16 protein-coding genes and 1 pseudogene are annotated in these 17,340 nt (G+C 39.9%); 5 read left to right on the forward strand and 12 right to left on the reverse strand.

Annotation, left to right across the window (positions count from 1 at the left end; genetic code table 11):
- Positions 1-18 precede the first annotated feature (18 nt).
- The 4 genes from HMPREF2867_RS05120 to HMPREF2867_RS05130 all read left to right on the forward strand — a co-directional run bounded on the left by HMPREF2867_RS05120 (position 19) and on the right by HMPREF2867_RS05130 (position 2,565).
- Positions 19-888 (forward strand): RluA family pseudouridine synthase, encoded by an 870-nt coding sequence (locus tag HMPREF2867_RS05120; protein WP_070576197.1) that lies wholly within the window; start codon positions 19-21, stop codon positions 886-888.
- A 182-nt stretch (positions 889-1,070) separates the two neighbouring features.
- Positions 1,071-1,403, forward strand: a complete 333-nt coding sequence (locus HMPREF2867_RS05125) for a TM2 domain-containing protein (RefSeq protein WP_070576200.1) — start codon at positions 1,071-1,073, stop codon at positions 1,401-1,403.
- Complete coding sequence (locus tag HMPREF2867_RS10960) at positions 1,403-1,708, forward strand: DUF2752 domain-containing protein (RefSeq protein ID WP_013989997.1); 306 nt, start codon at positions 1,403-1,405, stop codon at positions 1,706-1,708. Before HMPREF2867_RS05125 ends, HMPREF2867_RS10960 begins: the two co-directional genes overlap by 1 nt.
- An 89-nt stretch (positions 1,709-1,797) precedes the next feature.
- Entirely contained in the window at positions 1,798-2,565 is a 768-nt protein-coding gene (locus tag HMPREF2867_RS05130) for a superinfection immunity protein (protein ID WP_070576203.1), read from the forward strand.
- 75 nt (positions 2,566-2,640) lie between these two features.
- Here HMPREF2867_RS05130 and groL read toward each other — a convergent pair whose 3' ends face one another.
- The 12 genes from groL to HMPREF2867_RS05190 form a co-directional block, all read right to left on the reverse strand.
- On the reverse strand, positions 2,641-4,260 hold the full coding sequence (groL, locus tag HMPREF2867_RS05135; protein WP_070576206.1) for a chaperonin GroEL: 1,620 nt from the start codon (positions 4,258-4,260) through the stop codon (positions 2,641-2,643).
- Positions 4,261-4,304: 44 nt separating this feature from the next.
- A complete protein-coding gene (gene groES, locus HMPREF2867_RS05140; RefSeq protein WP_002883604.1) occupies positions 4,305-4,592 on the reverse strand; it encodes a co-chaperone GroES in 288 nt (95 codons plus the stop codon).
- Positions 4,593-4,757: 165 nt separating this feature from the next.
- Positions 4,758-5,561, reverse strand: coding sequence for an ABC transporter ATP-binding protein (locus HMPREF2867_RS05145; RefSeq protein WP_002889814.1), 804 nt, complete (start codon positions 5,559-5,561; stop codon positions 4,758-4,760).
- Positions 5,561-7,501, reverse strand: coding sequence for an ABC transporter substrate binding protein (locus HMPREF2867_RS05150; RefSeq protein WP_070576209.1), 1,941 nt, complete (start codon positions 7,499-7,501; stop codon positions 5,561-5,563). Before HMPREF2867_RS05150 ends, HMPREF2867_RS05145 begins: the two co-directional genes overlap by 1 nt.
- Positions 7,502-7,983: 482 nt before the next feature.
- The gene (locus HMPREF2867_RS05155) at positions 7,984-9,846 is read right to left on the reverse strand and encodes a proline--tRNA ligase (RefSeq protein ID WP_141750994.1); all 1,863 of its coding nucleotides are present in this window, start codon (positions 9,844-9,846) and stop codon (positions 7,984-7,986) included.
- 70 nt (positions 9,847-9,916) lie between these two features.
- Positions 9,917-11,179 carry an RIP metalloprotease RseP gene (rseP, locus tag HMPREF2867_RS05160; protein ID WP_070576212.1) on the reverse strand — a complete coding sequence of 421 codons (1,263 nt, stop codon included), beginning with the start codon at positions 11,177-11,179 and terminating at the stop codon, positions 9,917-9,919.
- Between the two features lie 16 nt (positions 11,180-11,195).
- The gene (locus HMPREF2867_RS05165) at positions 11,196-11,990 is read right to left on the reverse strand and encodes a phosphatidate cytidylyltransferase (protein WP_037610707.1); all 795 of its coding nucleotides are present in this window, start codon (positions 11,988-11,990) and stop codon (positions 11,196-11,198) included.
- Positions 11,991-12,002: 12 nt separating this feature from the next.
- Positions 12,003-12,752 (reverse strand): isoprenyl transferase, encoded by a 750-nt coding sequence (locus HMPREF2867_RS05170; RefSeq protein ID WP_002886457.1) that lies wholly within the window; start codon positions 12,750-12,752, stop codon positions 12,003-12,005.
- A 128-nt stretch (positions 12,753-12,880) separates the two neighbouring features.
- On the reverse strand, positions 12,881-13,219 hold the full coding sequence (locus HMPREF2867_RS05175; protein WP_037610709.1) for a preprotein translocase subunit YajC: 339 nt from the start codon (positions 13,217-13,219) through the stop codon (positions 12,881-12,883).
- Between the two features lie 125 nt (positions 13,220-13,344).
- Positions 13,345-14,061 carry a YebC/PmpR family DNA-binding transcriptional regulator gene (locus tag HMPREF2867_RS05180; RefSeq protein ID WP_002883635.1) on the reverse strand — a complete coding sequence of 239 codons (717 nt, stop codon included), beginning with the start codon at positions 14,059-14,061 and terminating at the stop codon, positions 13,345-13,347.
- 155 nt (positions 14,062-14,216) lie between these two features.
- A complete protein-coding gene (locus tag HMPREF2867_RS05185; RefSeq protein ID WP_070576215.1) occupies positions 14,217-15,794 on the reverse strand; it encodes an ATP-binding cassette domain-containing protein in 1,578 nt (525 codons plus the stop codon).
- A gap of 153 nt (positions 15,795-15,947) precedes the next feature.
- On the reverse strand, positions 15,948-16,820 hold the full coding sequence (locus tag HMPREF2867_RS05190) for a helix-turn-helix domain-containing protein (protein ID WP_037600167.1): 873 nt from the start codon (positions 16,818-16,820) through the stop codon (positions 15,948-15,950).
- Positions 16,821-17,134: 314 nt separating this feature from the next.
- Here HMPREF2867_RS05190 and HMPREF2867_RS11560 point away from each other — a divergent pair.
- Positions 17,135-17,340, forward strand: a pseudogene (locus HMPREF2867_RS11560) (ISL3 family transposase); the annotation flags it as partial.

Genomic DNA, 17,340 nt, shown 5'->3' on the forward strand with positions numbered 1-17,340 from the left:
TCATGATATAATGAAACCATGACTTTACACGTAGAAATTATCAATCCCTATCCTGCAACGACTGTCAAAGACTTGCTAGAAACTAAGCTCCTCATTCCTCGTAAAATTCGTCATTTCCTACGCACGAAAAAGCACGTCCTCATCAATGGAGAAGCTATTAATTGGCAGAGTCCTGTTGAAAAATGCGATAAGATTAGCCTGACCTTTGACCGGGAGGACTACCCTGAAAAAATTATCCCTATGGGAAATGCTAATTTGATAGAGCCTCTCTACGAGGATCAACATCTCATCGTGGTCAATAAGCCTGAAGGAATGAAAACGCATGGTAATGAACCCACAGAAATTGCTCTTCTTAACCATGTTTCTGCCTACTGTGGGCAGACCTGTTACGTCGTTCATCGACTAGACATGGAGACTAGTGGAGCTGTGCTCTTCGCTAAAAATCCGTTTATCCTGCCAATTCTCAATAGACTCTTGGAAGATAAGAAGATTCAGCGTCAATACTGGGCTTTGGCTGAAGGTAAATTTCAGACCAAGGAGACTGTGTACAAAGACAAGATTGGACGCGACCGCCATGACCGTAGAAAACGAGTGGTTGATCCTAGAAAAGGGCAGGTTGCCTATACAACCATCACGCGCCTCAAAGCCTTCAAAGGAGCCAGTCTGGTCAACTGCCAACTAAAAACCGGCCGGACCCACCAAATTCGTGTTCATCTAGCCCATCATGGGCATGCCATTCTGGGGGATCCTCTTTATAGCCACCGAACCGCATCTCGACTCATGCTCCACGCCCACACTCTTAGTTTCACCCATCCCTTAACACTCGAAAAAATCACTGTTAAGGCGAATTCAGACAGTTTTGAACAAGGGTTGAGAAATCACAAATAATAGAAGTAGGCTCATTCTCAAGCATAGTGCGAAAGGATTATCCTAATGATCCTCTAGTTATGACACAGTGGAAGCTTGCAAATAAGTTGCTTTTATTGACCTCAAAAGCCTTGACCACCTTGAATCTCCCTGGACATTATGTTAAGCTTTACATATCATATAAATTAGAGGAGTATTTAATTATGAATCCAGCAGATCAATGGTTAGCTATCAATGCCAAGTATTTCCCAACAGAACAAGTTCAGTACATCCGCCAACGTCTTGAGGCACTTCCTGAACAACAGCTTTCAATGCTTTACTCAATCAGCTTCCAAGATCCTACAATGATGCTTATTATCTCACTTTTCGGTGGTTCTCTTGGAATTGACCGTTTTATCTTAGGACACGTTGGCTTAGGTGTTGGTAAACTTTTGACGTGTGGTGGATGTGGTATCTGGTCAATTGTTGACTTATTCCTCATCATGGATGCTACTCGCCAATCAAACGCTCAAAAACTCTTTGCAGTTATTGGCTAATGAAAAACTATTTTACACGCTTGTGGGCCTACCACCAGCGTTTTTTTAGATTATATCTCTTAGTTTTAGTGGCAGTTTATGGAGTCTACCTTTTGCATCTTCCAACACCACTCAGTTTAATCCTAAGACCATTTGGCCTTAAAGCTTGGAGCACAGGCCTAACACGCGCTAGTGTTAGACTCTTACACCTAGATTGGCAAGGAGCCTGGGACTATAATCCACTGATATATCCTCTAGTGGTCTATATCCTAACCTATTTCTTTCTCTTTCCCATCTTTAGTGATAAGAAGATTATAAGGAAATAAAGTAAAGACTCCCATTGCGGTCCCCTTACACTATTGCTATAATTGTAATTATCAACATTTTTTAATCAAGATATCTGGAGGTTATACACATGAAGCAACAAGATTGGATCGATTTTTTCCAAGCAGTTAATGGTCGTAATCCAAGTATTCAAGAAATGGCTGAAGCAGCTCAGAAAGGCGAGTTTGTCCGAGAAACTCCCAAACAAGCTGCCGAAGTAACAGAAACTGTCCCACAAAAAGAGACTGTAGAAACAACGAACGGCTCAGAAGTCGTTGAGCCTACAAAACCTGCGCCATCAACAGAGGTTGTAGAAACTGCCGAAAAAGATGTTGACAACTATGATGTTGCTGAAGAGCCACTAGCTGATACCAACTTAGAGGAACAACAGGATTTACCAAATACTAGCCCCGCGTCAAGTCAGACTAATGCTACCTTCCAACATCCAAATCATAACTTTAACGAGACTTGGACGCAACACGAAAGTAAGTCTCAAACAAACCTCATCATGATAGCCATCGCTTCTATCCCAGTTATCCTCTGGGCTCTTGCAATGATACTCTTTGGAATTGCCAGTGATGAGCTTAGTGGCGGCTTGCTCACGGCTTTTCTCTCCATCATCATTTCTTTACCCTTGGTAGTACTTCAAATATTACCAGCTCTTCTAAATAAAACCGATAAAAAATGGCCAATCTTTATCCTATCCTTTCTTCTAGGATGGACATTCATCGGTTGGGTTATCTTTCTTGTTATTTCTATCAATACGAATAAGGAAGCAGAGCGCATTAGACAGCAACAAATGATGATGCAGATGTCAGGTAAACAAGGAAGTTCTGACATGTTTAACCCTTTTCACTGATTAACAATAAATAATAAAAAGAAAACCCAGAAAAAGTTTCTCGACTTTTCCTAGGTTTTTTTGCTTTCTTAAATCTTAGTAACCCATCATTCCTGGATCCATAGCTGGCGCTGCTGGAGCTTCTGGTTCAGGCTTGTTGGCAACGACTGCCTCGGTTGTCAAGATAAGACTAGCTACAGAAGCAGCATTTTGAAGAGCAGAACGTGTGACCTTAACTGGGTCAATGATTCCTGCTTCAACCATATCTACCCATTCACCGTTAGCAGCGTTAAAGCCTGTACCAACTGGGCTATTCTTCAATTTATCGATGATAACTGAACCTTCATAACCAGCATTATAGGCAATTTGGCGAACTGGCTCTTCCAAAGCACGGAGTACAATATTACGTCCTGTAGCGTCGTCACCTTCAAGATCAAGTTCAGCAACCTTTGCAATGATGTTAACTAGGGCTGTACCACCACCTGCTACGATACCTTCTTCAACAGCCGCACGGGTAGCATTAAGGGCATCTTCGATACGAAGTTTCATTTCTTTAAGAGCTGTTTCAGTGGCTGCACCGACCTTAACAACTGCAACCCCACCAGACAATTTAGCCAAACGCTCTTGAAGTTTTTCACGGTCAAATTCAGATGTTGTTGTTTCCAATTGAGACTTGATGAGGTTTACACGGTTAGCAATCGCTTCTGCGCTTCCTGCACCTTCAACGATAACTGTGCTATCCTTATCCACAGTTACTTTCGAAGCTTGACCAAGTGCTGCCATCGTTGCATCCTTAAGCTCAAGACCAAGATCCTCAGTAATAACAGTTGCTCCAGTCAATACGGCAATGTCTTCTAACATCGCTTTACGGCGGTCACCAAAGCCAGGTGCCTTAACAGCAACAACATTGAAAGTTCCACGAATCTTGTTAAGAACAAGTGTTGGAAGCGCTTCACCATCCACGTCATCAGCAATAATCAAAAGTGGACGACTGGTCTTAAGCACTTCTTCCAAGAGTGGGAGGACATCTTGAATATTTGAAATTTTCTTGTCAGTCACAAGGATAAATGGATTTTCAAGGTCAGCGACCATTTTTTCATTATCAGTAACCATGTACTGAGAAAGATAACCACGGTCAAACTGCATACCTTCAACCACTTCGAGTTCTGTCTCCATACCACGAGACTCTTCAATAGTGATAACACCGTCATTACCCACACGTTCCATAGCTTCTGAAATGTATTCACCAACTTTTTCAGAACGTGATGAAACAGCTGCAACTTGGGCAATTGCTTCCTTATTGGCAACTGGTTGAGCAATAGCTTTAAGCTCTTCCACAGCTGTAGCCACAGCTGCTTCAATCCCACGACGGATACCGATTGGATTAGCACCAGCCGTTACATTTTTTAGACCTTCACGGACAATAGCTTGTGTCAAAACAGTGGCTGTAGTTGTTCCGTCACCGGCAATATCGTTAGTTTTTGAAGCCACTTCGCTGACCAGTTTGGCACCCATATTTTCAAAGTAATCTTCGAGTTCGATTTCTTTAGCAATTGTTACACCATCATTAGTGATAAGAGGTGAACCAAAAGCTTTTTCCAAAACCACGTTACGACCTTTAGGGCCAAGCGTTACCTTAACTGTATCAGCCAAAGTATCAACACCACGAACCATTGCTGCGCGTGCATCTGATGAAAATTTAATATCTTTTGCCATAGTTACTCCTTCTTTATCTTAGTTTATATCTGATTAGCATTGACCTAAGCTAGGACCGCTAAAATATCTGCTTCACGGATAATTGAAACGGAATCATCTCCGTCTTTAACATTGACACCTGCACCATTTTCAACAAGGACTTTATCGCCTGCTGCAACACTAGGTGCAATCAATTCACCAGTAAGAGTTCGGATTCCTTCACCTACTGCTAAAACCTCAGCAGTCTTTGTAGCTTCATGACTGGCTCCTGCCAATACAAAGCCACTAGCTGTTTTTTCTTCTGTTTCTTCAAAACGGACAACGATACGATCGCCCAATGGTTTCAATGCCATACCGATTACCTCCAAATGTTATTTGTTATTAGTAACGTGTGAAACGTTATTTTTAGCACTCATTAACCAAGAGTGCTAATCTATATATTTATTTTAGCACTTGGTCAAAAATAGTCAAGAAAAAACTACCCAAAATCTGAACTTTGGATAGTTTCTTTTTGCTTATTAACCGAGTACCAAGGCATCGTCATTGAGGACTTGTCCACTATTTTTGTGGAAGAGATCCATAAGTTCTGCAACAGTGAGATTTTTCTTTTCCTCACCTCGCACATCGACGACAATTTTACCATGATAGAGCATGACCAGACGGTTCCCATATTCGATAGCATGTTCCATATTATGGGTAATCATAAGAGTTGTCAACTCTTGTTCTTCAACAATCTTACGTGTCAAATTCATAACCATATCACTTGTCTTAGGATCTAGCGCAGCTGTATGTTCATCTAAAAGCAAAATCTTTGGACGAACCAAGGTCGCCATAGCAAGTGTCAAGGCCTGACGTTGTCCACCTGACAAGAAATTAGCATCGGTCTTCATACGATTTTCAAGCCCAAGACCAAGATCTATCAAGGCTTCCTTGAAGACTTGACGCTCGCTTTCAGTAATAGACTTTTTAAAGAAGCTACGTTTCTTACCTCGACGATAGGCAATCGCCATATTTTCTTCAATAGAAAGGTTTGTCGCTGTCCCCATTCGAGGATCTTGGAAAACACGGCTAATATCTTTAGAGCGCTCATCTACAGATGCTTTCTTAATAGATTGTCCCTCCAACAAGATATCCCCTTCATCAATGCTAAGAACACCAGCGATTGAATTCATCAAGGTTGATTTACCAGCACCATTTCCTCCAATAACAGAGATAAAGTCTCCCTGCTCAATGTCGAGATCCAAACCACGAAGGACGTGATTTTCATTGACTGTGCCTTTTTCAAAGGTCTTGTGAATCTGTTGTAAACTAAGTAAAGCCATTACTTGTCACCTCCTAAAGTCAAGGATTTGTTAGGTTTGATTTTCAATTTTTGTCGTACTTCTGGCACATATAGGATGACAGCAAGCAAGATGGCTGAAGCCAATTTCAACATTTGAGCATCAACGTTCATGGCAAGGATAATAACCAAGACTAGACGGTAAAGAACAGCTCCTACAACAATTGACCACAGGCGTTTACCAAGTGGTAGATACTTGACGATAACCTCAGCCAAGATAATTGCAGCCAAGCCATTTACGATTGTACCAGTACCCATATTCATATCCGCATAGCCATTGTTTTGAGCTAGGAGGGCACCTGATAGGGCAATCAAACCATTGGAAATCATGTAGCCAAGAATCTTCATACGGTCAACCTTGATACCATTGGCTTCACCCATGGCAAGGTTATCACCTGTCGCACGAAGGGCCAGACCAACCTGCGTATTAAGGAGGACAACCAACATAAACACTACCAGACTAACAAAAATCAGTCCTAATAGAATCACACCATTCAGCTTAGACAAACCAAGCCCCGTCACCATAGTTACTAGCGTATTATGTCCTGATAGAGAGACATTGGCACTTCCAAGAACCAAAAGGTTAACGGAATAGAGCCCCGTTAAGGTAATAATCCCTGTTAAAAGTGCTGGTATCTTCATTTTCGTATGCATAAAGCCAGACACAGCTCCAGCAAGCATACCAGCCACAAAACCACCTAAAGTCGCAAAGATTGGGTTGATTCCACGGATAATCATGATAGTTGTCGTAGCAGCACCAAGTGGGAAAGCCCCTTCAGCTGTCAAATCAGCAAGGTCCAAAATACGGAAGGTAATGAAGACCCCAATAGCCATAATAGCCCAGAGAAGTCCCTGAGAAATGGCTGTTAGCACCACATTTGAAAATCCTTTTTTAGATGACTTATTAACCTTAAGCTTAATGACACCCTTATCTTTTTTAGCAATTGGTTTGTCATCTTGTGTTGATGCCTTAGATTCCTCGTCACTAATGCTAGAAACATCAATACCAAGTTCTTTAGCCATGTCATGGTTTACCACAACATTAAGTGTTTTAGGATACTCTGCATCGACATCCTTGACCTTCTCACCTCGGAGAACACGGCCTGCCAACTTACCTGTTTGACGTCCAAGCGCTTCATAGTTGGTTCCGTAAGTGAATAGGACACCTTTTTCTACACTACCAGCGTCACTACCAACAACTGGAACCTTAGTCTCTTTAGAAAGATCTACCAAGGTATTAATAGCACTAACAATGGTATTATCAGTTGGGATGAAAATCACTTCGGTTTGACTCATCAAGCTCTTGGCTGTGTCTTGGATATCATTGGTTGATGAAATTCCTTTGATAACCGTTTCAATACCAGCTTCCTTGAAGTATTTCTTGGCTTCTTCAACCTGAACTTCTGAGTTACGCTCACTGGTCGTGTACATAATCCCAACTTTTTTAGTGTTTGGAAGGACCTTTTTCAACAACTCGACTTGTTTGTTGATTGGTGACATGTCGCTTGTCCCTGTCACATTTCCTCCAACATTGTCCATAGACTTAACCAATTTAGCTGAAACTGGATCTGTAACAGCTGTAAAGAGAATTGGCTTGTCCTTTGTCAAACTACTCAAAGACTGGGCTGCTGGGGTTGCGATAGCCAACATGACATCATTATCTTCAATAAGCGACTGAGAAATCGTCTGCAAGTTAGACTGATCTCCTTGTGCATTCTGATAATCGATTTTGATGTTCTTACCGTCGACATAACCTTCCTCTTTGAGTTCTTCAATGAACCCTTTACGTGTCGCTGACAAGGAAGGATGTTCCACATATTGGAGCACACCGACGTGAACCAGATTTTTATTAGAAGCATTGGAACATGCTACCAAGAGGACAGCTGTAATAACAGCCATCATACTGACCAAGAATTTCTTCATCTTGTATACCTCTATTTTTTATTCTATCTATTTCCAATTTTCTTTCATCTTTTTTCCGAGACGATAGAGTCAAATGAAAATTAAAAATAGACCACGGTATGAAAAAAAACAGTTAGGACAGGCCCAACTGGTTTTATGCATCTTGACTAGCACAGGCTAGCTTATGTCACCGGTTAGACCTATTCATCTAATCGGCTAATCCATCACAAAATGCTTTAGCTTCATAGATACAAACTGACTGACGCTTGTATCCTGAAACACAAACGTCCTATCTAAAGAAACTAAAGTAATAAAAAGCTTTAAGATTTCCCAAATGGGTCGCTTTGTTAAGCATGTGATGCCTCCGTAGTTATGATAGTTTTAAGTTTACACTATTTAGACAATTCTGTCAAATTGGAATTTACTCTCTTTTCTCTCAATTTATCATTGTCACTGCAAAAGAAAAATCTCTTCCTGCTCTTGCAAGAAAAGATTTTTTTATATTAAGCATCTTGTTCTGTTGTTAAGATAGCAAGTGTCTCAATCAAGTTATCGGCATTAACTTCAATAGTATCACCAGTTGCCTTGATTTTAACTTCGACAACACCTTCGCTGGCTTTTTTACCAACTGTCACACGAATTGGAAGTCCGATAAGGTCACTGTCAGAGAATTTAGAACCAACACGCTCATTACGATCATCTGTCAAGACATCATAGCCTTCAGCCATAAGAGCAGCTTCCAAACGTTCTGTCAAAGCATTGGCTTCCTCATCTTTAGTGTTAACTGTAATCAAGTGAACATCATACGGAGCCAATTCTTTAGGGAAGTTAATTCCCCATGCATAGCGGTATTGACCTTTTGGTGTCTTGTTAACAAAGAGACGTGCATGTTGTTCGATTACAGCTGACAAGATACGGCTAACACCGATACCGTAACATCCCATAATGATTGGAACAGCACGGCCATTTTCATCAAGAACATTAGCACCCATACTTTCAGAGTAACGTGTACCAAGTTTAAAGATATGGCCAATCTCGATACCACGCGCAAACTGAAGGACACCTTGACCGTCTGGTGAAATTTCACCCTCTTTAACTTCACGAATATCCACATATTCTGCCTTGAAGTCGCGCTCTGGGTTAACCCCTGTCAAGTGGTAACCATCTTCATTGGCTCCAACGACCGCATTAGCCACGTCTTGAACCTTACGGTCCGCAACGATACGAACATTTTCAGGAAGGTTAACTGGACCAAGAGAACCGAAGTTAGCGCCAAAGACTTGACGTGCTTCATCTTCTGTAGCTGGTTCAAGGAAATCAGCAGCAAGGTAGTTTTTCAACTTCACATCGTTAACCTGATCATTACCGACAAGAAGGGCCACCACTGGTTCATCATCAGCAATGAAAAGCAAAGTCTTGATGGTTTGTTCTTCTGGAACATTCAAGAAAGCAGCAACTTCATCAATTGACTTGCAATCTGGTGTTTCAACTCGAGTCACTTCTTCTTGAGTCACAACCTTGGTCGCTGGTGTGTAGGCGTTTGTTGCCATCTCAAGGTTAGCTGCATAGCTTGACTCTGTAGAGTAAGCAATTGTGTCTTCACCAGATACCAACCATGATGTCAATTCTTTCTTGATTTCTTCCATGACATCTTCTGGAATCTCATCCAATGAAGCAATTGACTTGTCAAGAACTACCCAACGGTTGAAATCTGTACGCTCAGGAGTAACCGCCATAAATTCTTGAGAATCCTTACCACCCATGGCACCACCATCACCGATGATACCCTTAAATTCAAGGCCAGCACGTGTAAAGATAGCCTCATAAGCTTTACGGTAGTCTTCATAAGTGACATCCAAATCTTCATAGTTTTGGTGGAAACTATAAGCATCCTTCATGATAAATTCACGTGTACGAAGAAGACCGTTACGAGGACGTTTTTCATCACGGTATTTTGATTGGATTTGGTAGAGATTAAGTGGCAATTGTTTGTATGATTTAACCGCATCACGAACCAAAGCTGTAAACGTTTCTTCGTGAGTTGGACCGAGGATAAAGTCAGATTTATCACGGTTTTTAAGTTTATAAAGGTCTTCACCGTAAGTTTCATAACGGCCTGACTCACGCCACAAATCTGCTGTCAAAAGCGCTGGCGCCAACATTTCAACCGCACCGATTTTTTCAAACTCCTCACGCATGATGGTTTTGAATTTCTCGATAGCACGATTTGCCAATGGCATATAAGCATAAATACCAGCAGAAACCTGACGCACGTAACCCGCACGTACCATAAGGGCATGACTGATAACTTGAGCATCACTTGGCATTTCACGAAGTGTTGGAATCAACATTTTACTTTGTTTCATCATTTACATACTAAGGAGGCTGGCCCTTGGCTCAAGTCCCTTAGACTTCCTTTCGTTTCTTTGTTTCTAATTAAAAGAAAGCACGCATAATATCATTCCAAGTGACTGCAATCATAAGAACAACCATGATAGCAACACCTGCAAGTGTAATATAGCTTTCAATTTCTTGATTAAGTGGTTTACGACGAATGGCTTCAATAATATTCATAACAATTTTTCCACCGTCAAGGGCTGGAATTGGGATAAGATTGAAAATTCCCAAGTTAATTGAGAGCATCCCCATAAGGTTAAGAATGGAAATCAAGCCATTTTCTGAAGCCTGGGCAGACATCTGGAACATAGCAACCGGTCCACCAAGTTTATTCAAACTAAAGTTGGTGATAAGCCCCTTAAGTGCTACGAGAATTTTGAAGGCCCCTTCCCAAGCCATTTGGAAACCACCAAAAATCTTATCTTTAAGACTTGTTTTTAAAGCAGGAGAAACACCCAAAAAATAGCTACCTTGGTTCTCCTGAGGTTTAACAGAGATTGTTTCTTCCTGACCGTTACTTCTCTTAACTGTCACAGAAAGGCTGTCACCTTTGGAGAATTTTTGGGTATTCTCTGTCAATGCTTCCTTCAAGCTGTCCCAATCAGTAACCTTGTCCTTATTGATAGCCTCGATGGCATCACCATTTTTCAATCCTGCCACCTGAGCAGCGCCTCCATCGGCTACCTGGATACGGTTGGTCGATATATCTTGAACACCACCTTGAACAAAGGCTAAGATAATAAAGACAAGCACCCCAAGAATGAAGTTATTCATAGGACCAGCAAAGTTGGTAATTAAGCGTCCCCAAATGCTAGCATTTTGATATTGGACATCCTTAGGAGCGATACGAAGTTCTGTACCATCCTCCTCAACGATAGTGGCATCATGGTCAACCTCATAGGTCTTGGTCTCATCTAGGACTAGGCCTGTAATGGTTAACTTATTTTCCAAATCATAGGCAGTGACGTTCATAGGCAAAGCCGTCTGGTCAACCTGGCGATCCGAAAGGTTGATACGTCTTACCTTACCATCTGATCCAATCGTTAGACTGGCAGGGCTACCTGTTTTAATCTCAGTTGTATCTTCACCCCAACCAGCCATACGGACATAACCACCCAAAGGGAGGATACGGATAGTATAAACGGTACCATCCTTACCTGTATGTGCAAAAATTTTCGGTCCCATACCAATGGCAAATTCACGAACCAAAATTCCTGAGCGTTTGGCGAAAAAGAAATGACCAAACTCATGGAAGACGACAATCACACAGAAAATCAGTAAAAAGGTAATAATAGCTTTCATCTAGACACCTCCACTCTTAAAAAAGTCCTAGGAAGTGCATGATTGGGAAAACGAAGATCCAGCTATCGCAACGGTCCAAAACACCACCGTGTCCAGGAATGAGATTGCCTGAGTCTTTAACGCCAAAGTGACGTTTAATAGCTGATTCAACCAAATCACCAAATTGACCAAAGATACTAAAGAGAATCGTACAGATAAGCAACCAGAAGAAGTTATGAGGGGCATAAACGCCGTGGTTAATCAAACCAAAGATAAGAGCCACAATGATTGCGGATAAGATACCACCGACACTACCCTCAATAGTCTTATTTGGTGATACTTTTGGCAATAGCTTATTCTGACCAAATTGACGACCAAAAAGGTAAGCTCCAATATCTGTTGCCCAAATAATAAAAAGGGCAAAGAGAACTTTTTCCCAACTATCCAAACGTGCCGCAATGAGATTTTGGAAACCAAAACCAACATAAAAGGCAGATGCGATTGGATAAGCTGCATCATCAAAAGAATAATGGTCGCTATTAAGGACAGTCCCCGCTAGAATCAAAAATGAAATAACAGCGAAACCTGTCACACTAGCATTTGTTGGAAGACTGATAAAATACTGATCAATCGGCACAGCCAAGATAAAAGCTGCCACCATTGATAAAATACCCTCGATAGAGAAAATCTCCAAGTGCTTCATGCGAAGCATCTCAGACACTGCAACCATGGCCATGGCTCCAACCAAAAGTTGGAAAGGAAGACCACCGATAAAGAGCAATGGGAGGAAAATGGCTGCTGCCACACCCCCACCAATTAAACGTTCTTGCATGAGAGGTCCTTTCTAGACACCACCGAAGCGACGGTGACGTTTATTGTAGTCAGAGATGGCTTGACGTAGCCCTTGTTGGTCAAAGTCTGGCCAGAAAACATCTGTGAAGTAAAACTCACTATAGGCAGATTGCCAAGGCAAGAAATTACTAAGACGAAGCTCGCCACTCGTACGGATAATCAAATCTGGATCACGGTAGAGGTAAGGCAATTTATCTGTCATCAAATGCTTAGCAATGAGATCTTCATCAATAGCTTCAGGACTGAGTTTGCCTGCTTCAACCTCTTTAGCAATCGCTTGAACTGCAGATACAATCTCCGCACGACCACCATAGTTCAGTGCAAAGTTGAGAACCAAACCGGAATTATGTTTTGTCTGCTCAACTGCCTTTTCAAGAGCATCTAAGGTTTCCTTAGGCAGACGACTGTTATCTCCGATTGTCAAAATACGAACATTGTTTTTGTCTAATTCTGGTACATACTTGTTAAAAAATTCAACTGGTAAATTCATGATGAATTTCACTTCATCTTGTGGGCGTGACCAGTTTTCAGTTGAGAAGGCATATACTGTCAATACCTTAACTCCAAGTTGTGACGCTTCGATAGTTACCTTTTGCAAGGCATCCATCCCAGCCTTATGCCCCATCACACGTGGTTGTAGACGTTTTTTAGCCCAACGGCCATTTCCATCCATAATAATACCGATATGGTTGGGAATATTGTCTAGAACCTCTTGATGAGATTTTTTTCTAAATTTAAACATGGAATATCCTCTAAATATAGTTTACCCTTTATTTTACCACATTTTCAGGGGTTCTGAACAGCTTTTAATACCGATAAGATTAGAAAACGCAAAAAGACCAGGATTTAACCTAGTCTCAAATACACATCTTAGTTTTCATCAGCAGACTCAATTGCTGAATCTTCTTCGATAATTGTCTTTTCAGTTGTTTCTGCTGTTTCTGTAGTTGGTGCTGGTGTGATCACTTTCATGATTGAACGACTCAAATCAAAGGTCAAGAAGACACCTTCTGCATCCAAAACAATACGGTTATTTTCTTTGTCAATCTCATCGACAATAGCAATCAAACCACCGATTGTTTCAACCTCAGCACCCTTAGCAAGACCTGCAAAACGATCTTCCTGTGCCTTTGCTTGGCGACGACGGCTGAAAGCCACATAAGCAACAATTGCGACCACATAAATGGCCAAAACTAGCATCATATTCATATTTCGTATTCCTCCAATAATTCACTTGGCTACTACTATATCAGATTAAGTCAGGACAAGCAAGACAAATCCTTAGACAGACCACATAAAAACACTTTCCATCGTAAGGAAAGTGTTGAATGAGATTACATATCTGCTACGTTGTGATATACCTTTTGAACATCATCGTCTGCTTCAAGCGCATCAATAAGTCCTTCGAAAACTTCAAGGTCTTCACCTTCAAGAGTAACCTCAGTTTGTGGAATCATTTCAAGTTCAGTCACTTGGAACTCTTCTTGTCCGTTAGCACGGAGAGCTTCCAAAGCTTTGTGAAGATCTGTTGGCTCAGTATAAACAGTGATAGTACCATCTTCTGCTTCTACATCTTCAACTTCTACATCTGCTTCAAGCAATTGTTCAAAGATAGCATCTGCATCTTCACCTGCAAATACGATAACACCTTTTTTATCAAACATGTATGAAACAGAACCTGAAGCACCCATGTTACCACCGTTTTTACCAAAGGCAGTACGTACGTTAGCAGCTGTACGGTTAACGTTTGAAGTCAAAGTATCTACGATAATCATAGAACCATTTGGTCCAAAGCCTTCATAACGTCCTTCAACGAAAGTTTCATCAGTGTTACCTTTAGCCTTATCAATGGCCTTATCAATAACGTGTTTTGGCACTTGCGCTTGTTTAGCACGCTCCAAAACGAATTTCAAAGCTGAGTTTGATTCTGGATCTGGTTCACCTTGTTTAGCAGCCACATAAATTTCGACACCAAACTTAGCGTAAACCTTAGAGTTTGCACCATCTTTAGCAGTTTTCTTAGCAACGATATTAGCCCATTTACGTCCCATGGGATTCACCTCTTCTAAGAGATTTGTATCTCTGATTTGTTTTTTCTTTTTTGAAAATAGCAAAGCTTGCTAAATTCACAATCCCTTACATTATAGCACTTTGACTGCCGTTAGTAAAATTGAAATAAATCCTAAGCATCTATCATATGAAACATTTACTCAGTCCCCTCTCCCAAACGAATAATCTTATCAAAATATGGTTCATTTTCCTTTATAAGATGGTGGGTAACCGTGATATAAGTGATATTAGGATCACTTAATAATAGGTGCTCAATACGAGTAGCATTATTATGGTCAAGATTTGCAGTAGCTTCATCAAAAATCACAACAGAACTTCCTTTTAAAAATGCTCTTATCAGGCCTATTCTTTGTTTTTGGCCCTCCGAAAAGCTACCGTCGCTTACTTGCTCATCTATACGGTTTAAGAAAGATAAAAGATTAACTCTTTCAAGAACTTTCTTGATTTGTGTATCAGTAATAGCTTCATTCCAAAGGGTTAGATTGTTCCTCAAGGTATCATTATAGATATGAGTTTGACTCCCAACATAGGCACATTCAGACACGATTGAGTTCTCATCAATCTCTTTTGACTCCAATTTTCCAAACAAGATTTTTCCCTCGTAATCTTTAAGATTACCTAGGAATATATTAAGCAGGGTTGACTTCCCACTACCTGAGCATCCAGTAATAGCATACTTGCCTCCTTTTTTAAAGGTTTGGGTGAATCCCTCAAAAATAGCCTTATCTCCAAAATGATAACTTACATTCTCAAAGCGAACATCCTGAATAGTCGCTATACAAGTCTTTGGACCCTCTGGAAAATCGTGAAATTTTTTTAAGATAGGATTGACAGACTTAATGGTCACTTGCAGCTGATTAATGGTGGATAGAGAGTTAAAAATATTACCTGATATCTGTCCTACTGAGGTAATGGTTCCAACAGTAATATTTCCAAAAATAATTAACAAGCCAGTTAGAAGAAGTATCAACATCTGGGCGATAACTGAAAATAAAGCCATCAGCGTCTCAGTGCTAGTCTTTCTTTTTGTAAAAATAATTTTTTGTACAATATATTTCTCAACAATGGACCTCACTTGTCTAAGAAATATCTGTTTACGACTAGCGTAATAAACATCCGCATATCCATATAACTGATCGCTTATTCCAGAAACAAGCTCCTCATTCGCTTTGGAAAATATCTCCATTGATTTCTGCATTTTATTGGTAAATGGTTTGGGAAGATAAGTCAGACACAAAGTTAAAAAAATGGCTAGCAGAACAATCCTTACATCATAACTTAATAAGGCGATAATTGAAAACAAAGTGGTGAATACTGTTGAACAAAGAGTATAAATACTTGAAAAGCCATTTGATTCAATCAATTGGATATCATTATTTAATACTGAGAGATGCTCTCCAATATCACTCTTTCTAAATTCACTAAAAGAATGGTGAATAATTTTACTAAGATAAGACTGACGAATAGACAAAGTCATTTTTTGGATTAATTTTGTTTGATGTACCGCAATAATATAATTCAAAACTAAATAAATAATGTAAAGACCTACCTCTAGACCTAAGAGAGCTAAAAAAGATTGGATTCGCTTAGATACCAGCTGATTCGTCATTAAAGCTAAGGTTACCGAGGCACTCACGAAAATAGCAGCATTCAGTGCTAACAGTAGGATATGAACTAAATTGTCATACTTGTATTTAAGAATATAGGTTCTCATAGATTTCCTCACAATCTAAATCACCTTGGTATATAATCAGTTGGATAAATTGAAGACATTGGAATACCATATATCCATTGAAAATTAAAAACCATAGTGATGTCGTACTATGGTCTTAGTTTATTCTATTTTTTAACTCACTCTATAAAATTGTCATATAGTGGAATTTAACAACTCTTGATACTCTGATTCCTTAGCAAGCAATAACTTTTCCGCACCTAAAGTCCTAAGAGTTTCTAAACACCCCTCAATTAGATTTCTCCCTTCAGCAACTTCACCCGACTTTATCAAGTAAGACCCCATTACAAATATCAACTCATGTCTTTCATATAAGAGGACCTCAGGAATTCCACTATCATTGACTAAATCTAAATAGTATTTCGCTGAATCTAGTTCATCACGTCGTAAAAATTCATAAGCTGCATTAATAAGAAGACTAATTCGGATTCTTTGATTTGAGTCGCTATTTCCAAAAAGTCTAGTTCTATACACAATCTCCTTGGTCAAAACATTAAGTGTCTGGGTGGAAATAAACGACATACTATTTCCTAATATGATTAACTCTCTTTTTCCCCATTGTTCAATGCTAAAAAGATAGTCTGTTAATTCCCTTACCTTATTTTCATCAACCTCTTTATTTGAAACACTTGCCAAAAAAGATTCTAGCATAATACTGTTATAGAGAAATGATTTGTCTTGTGTGAGCTCAAATTTACGACGCTCTTCTCCAGCGTACTTCTGTAACGATAAACTATCGTTTTGATAATAAGCCTTACTAGCACTTTCTAATAACTTTTCAGTATGAGTCGGATTATCTTGAGATAAAATACCATAGAACTCTTCAATACTGACATCCAATTTATCTAACAAAAGAAAAAATCTAGATAATGAGATATCAGATTCTCCACGTTCAAATTTTGATAAGAAAGATACTGATAAATAATCACTAGCAAGTTCTTTCAATGTCAAATTCTTTGATAAACGAATTTTTTTCAACAAAGCACCCATTTCCACAGGTCCAATCATGATTCATCCTCCTATGCTTGAACTAATTATAGCAACAATCATCCCTAAATTAAAGAGCCACAAAACCCAACTAGCCCGTCCGAAACGTTTAGAATAAAAGTTCGTAAATTAAGCTACAAGAAATCATTAATGGAGAGTTTTAGCCTACAAATGGTTAAAAAAAGACCAGCCAAAGCTGATCTTATCTGATTACGGCTCTATAATTTCTGTAGTGGGTAAAACCACTGTAGAGATTATAGAGCTTTTTGAGTATACACAAAAAGTCCCATAAGAACTATAATGAAAAGCGACGAAACTACCATTAGGAAGAACTTATGAGACCTATTAAGAATACCACAGAATTAATCGGAATTAAAGACCCTAACATCATTATTTCTCTTGTTTTTGAAACTGATACTCATATCGAAATTCATGCAAAACTGGATTACCCTGCACCACCATGCCCACATTGCCAAGGAAAGATGATTAAATATGACTTTCAAAGACCTTCTAAAATCCCTCTTCTAGAGCAAGCTGGAAC

This window comes from Streptococcus sp. HMSC064H09 (assembly GCF_001812625.1).
Lineage (GTDB): Bacteria > Bacillota > Bacilli > Lactobacillales > Streptococcaceae > Streptococcus.

Bases quoted from the DNA above. Each gene is read 5' to 3' on its own strand.
- HMPREF2867_RS05120 (WP_070576197.1), top strand. From the start codon at position 19: ATGACTTTACACGTAGAAATTATCAATCCCTATCCTGCAACGACTGTC.
- HMPREF2867_RS05125 (WP_070576200.1), top strand. From the start codon at position 1,071: ATGAATCCAGCAGATCAATGGTTAGCTATCAATGCCAAGTATTTCCCA.
- HMPREF2867_RS10960 (WP_013989997.1), top strand. From the start codon at position 1,403: ATGAAAAACTATTTTACACGCTTGTGGGCCTACCACCAGCGTTTTTTT.
- HMPREF2867_RS05130 (WP_070576203.1), top strand. From the start codon at position 1,798: ATGAAGCAACAAGATTGGATCGATTTTTTCCAAGCAGTTAATGGTCGT.
- groL (WP_070576206.1), bottom strand. From the start codon at position 4,260: ATGGCAAAAGATATTAAATTTTCATCAGATGCACGCGCAGCAATGGTT.
- groES (WP_002883604.1), bottom strand. From the start codon at position 4,592: ATGGCATTGAAACCATTGGGCGATCGTATCGTTGTCCGTTTTGAAGAA.
- HMPREF2867_RS05145 (WP_002889814.1), bottom strand. From the start codon at position 5,561: ATGGCTTTACTTAGTTTACAACAGATTCACAAGACCTTTGAAAAAGGC.
- HMPREF2867_RS05150 (WP_070576209.1), bottom strand. From the start codon at position 7,501: ATGAAGAAATTCTTGGTCAGTATGATGGCTGTTATTACAGCTGTCCTC.
- HMPREF2867_RS05155 (WP_141750994.1), bottom strand. From the start codon at position 9,846: ATGAAACAAAGTAAAATGTTGATTCCAACACTTCGTGAAATGCCAAGT.
- rseP (WP_070576212.1), bottom strand. From the start codon at position 11,179: ATGAAAGCTATTATTACCTTTTTACTGATTTTCTGTGTGATTGTCGTC.
- HMPREF2867_RS05165 (WP_037610707.1), bottom strand. From the start codon at position 11,990: ATGCAAGAACGTTTAATTGGTGGGGGTGTGGCAGCAGCCATTTTCCTC.
- HMPREF2867_RS05170 (WP_002886457.1), bottom strand. From the start codon at position 12,752: ATGTTTAAATTTAGAAAAAAATCTCATCAAGAGGTTCTAGACAATATT.
- HMPREF2867_RS05175 (WP_037610709.1), bottom strand. From the start codon at position 13,219: ATGAATATGATGCTAGTTTTGGCCATTTATGTGGTCGCAATTGTTGCT.
- HMPREF2867_RS05180 (WP_002883635.1), bottom strand. From the start codon at position 14,061: ATGGGACGTAAATGGGCTAATATCGTTGCTAAGAAAACTGCTAAAGAT.
- HMPREF2867_RS05185 (WP_070576215.1), bottom strand. From the start codon at position 15,794: ATGAGAACCTATATTCTTAAATACAAGTATGACAATTTAGTTCATATC.
- HMPREF2867_RS05190 (WP_037600167.1), bottom strand. From the start codon at position 16,820: ATGATTGGACCTGTGGAAATGGGTGCTTTGTTGAAAAAAATTCGTTTA.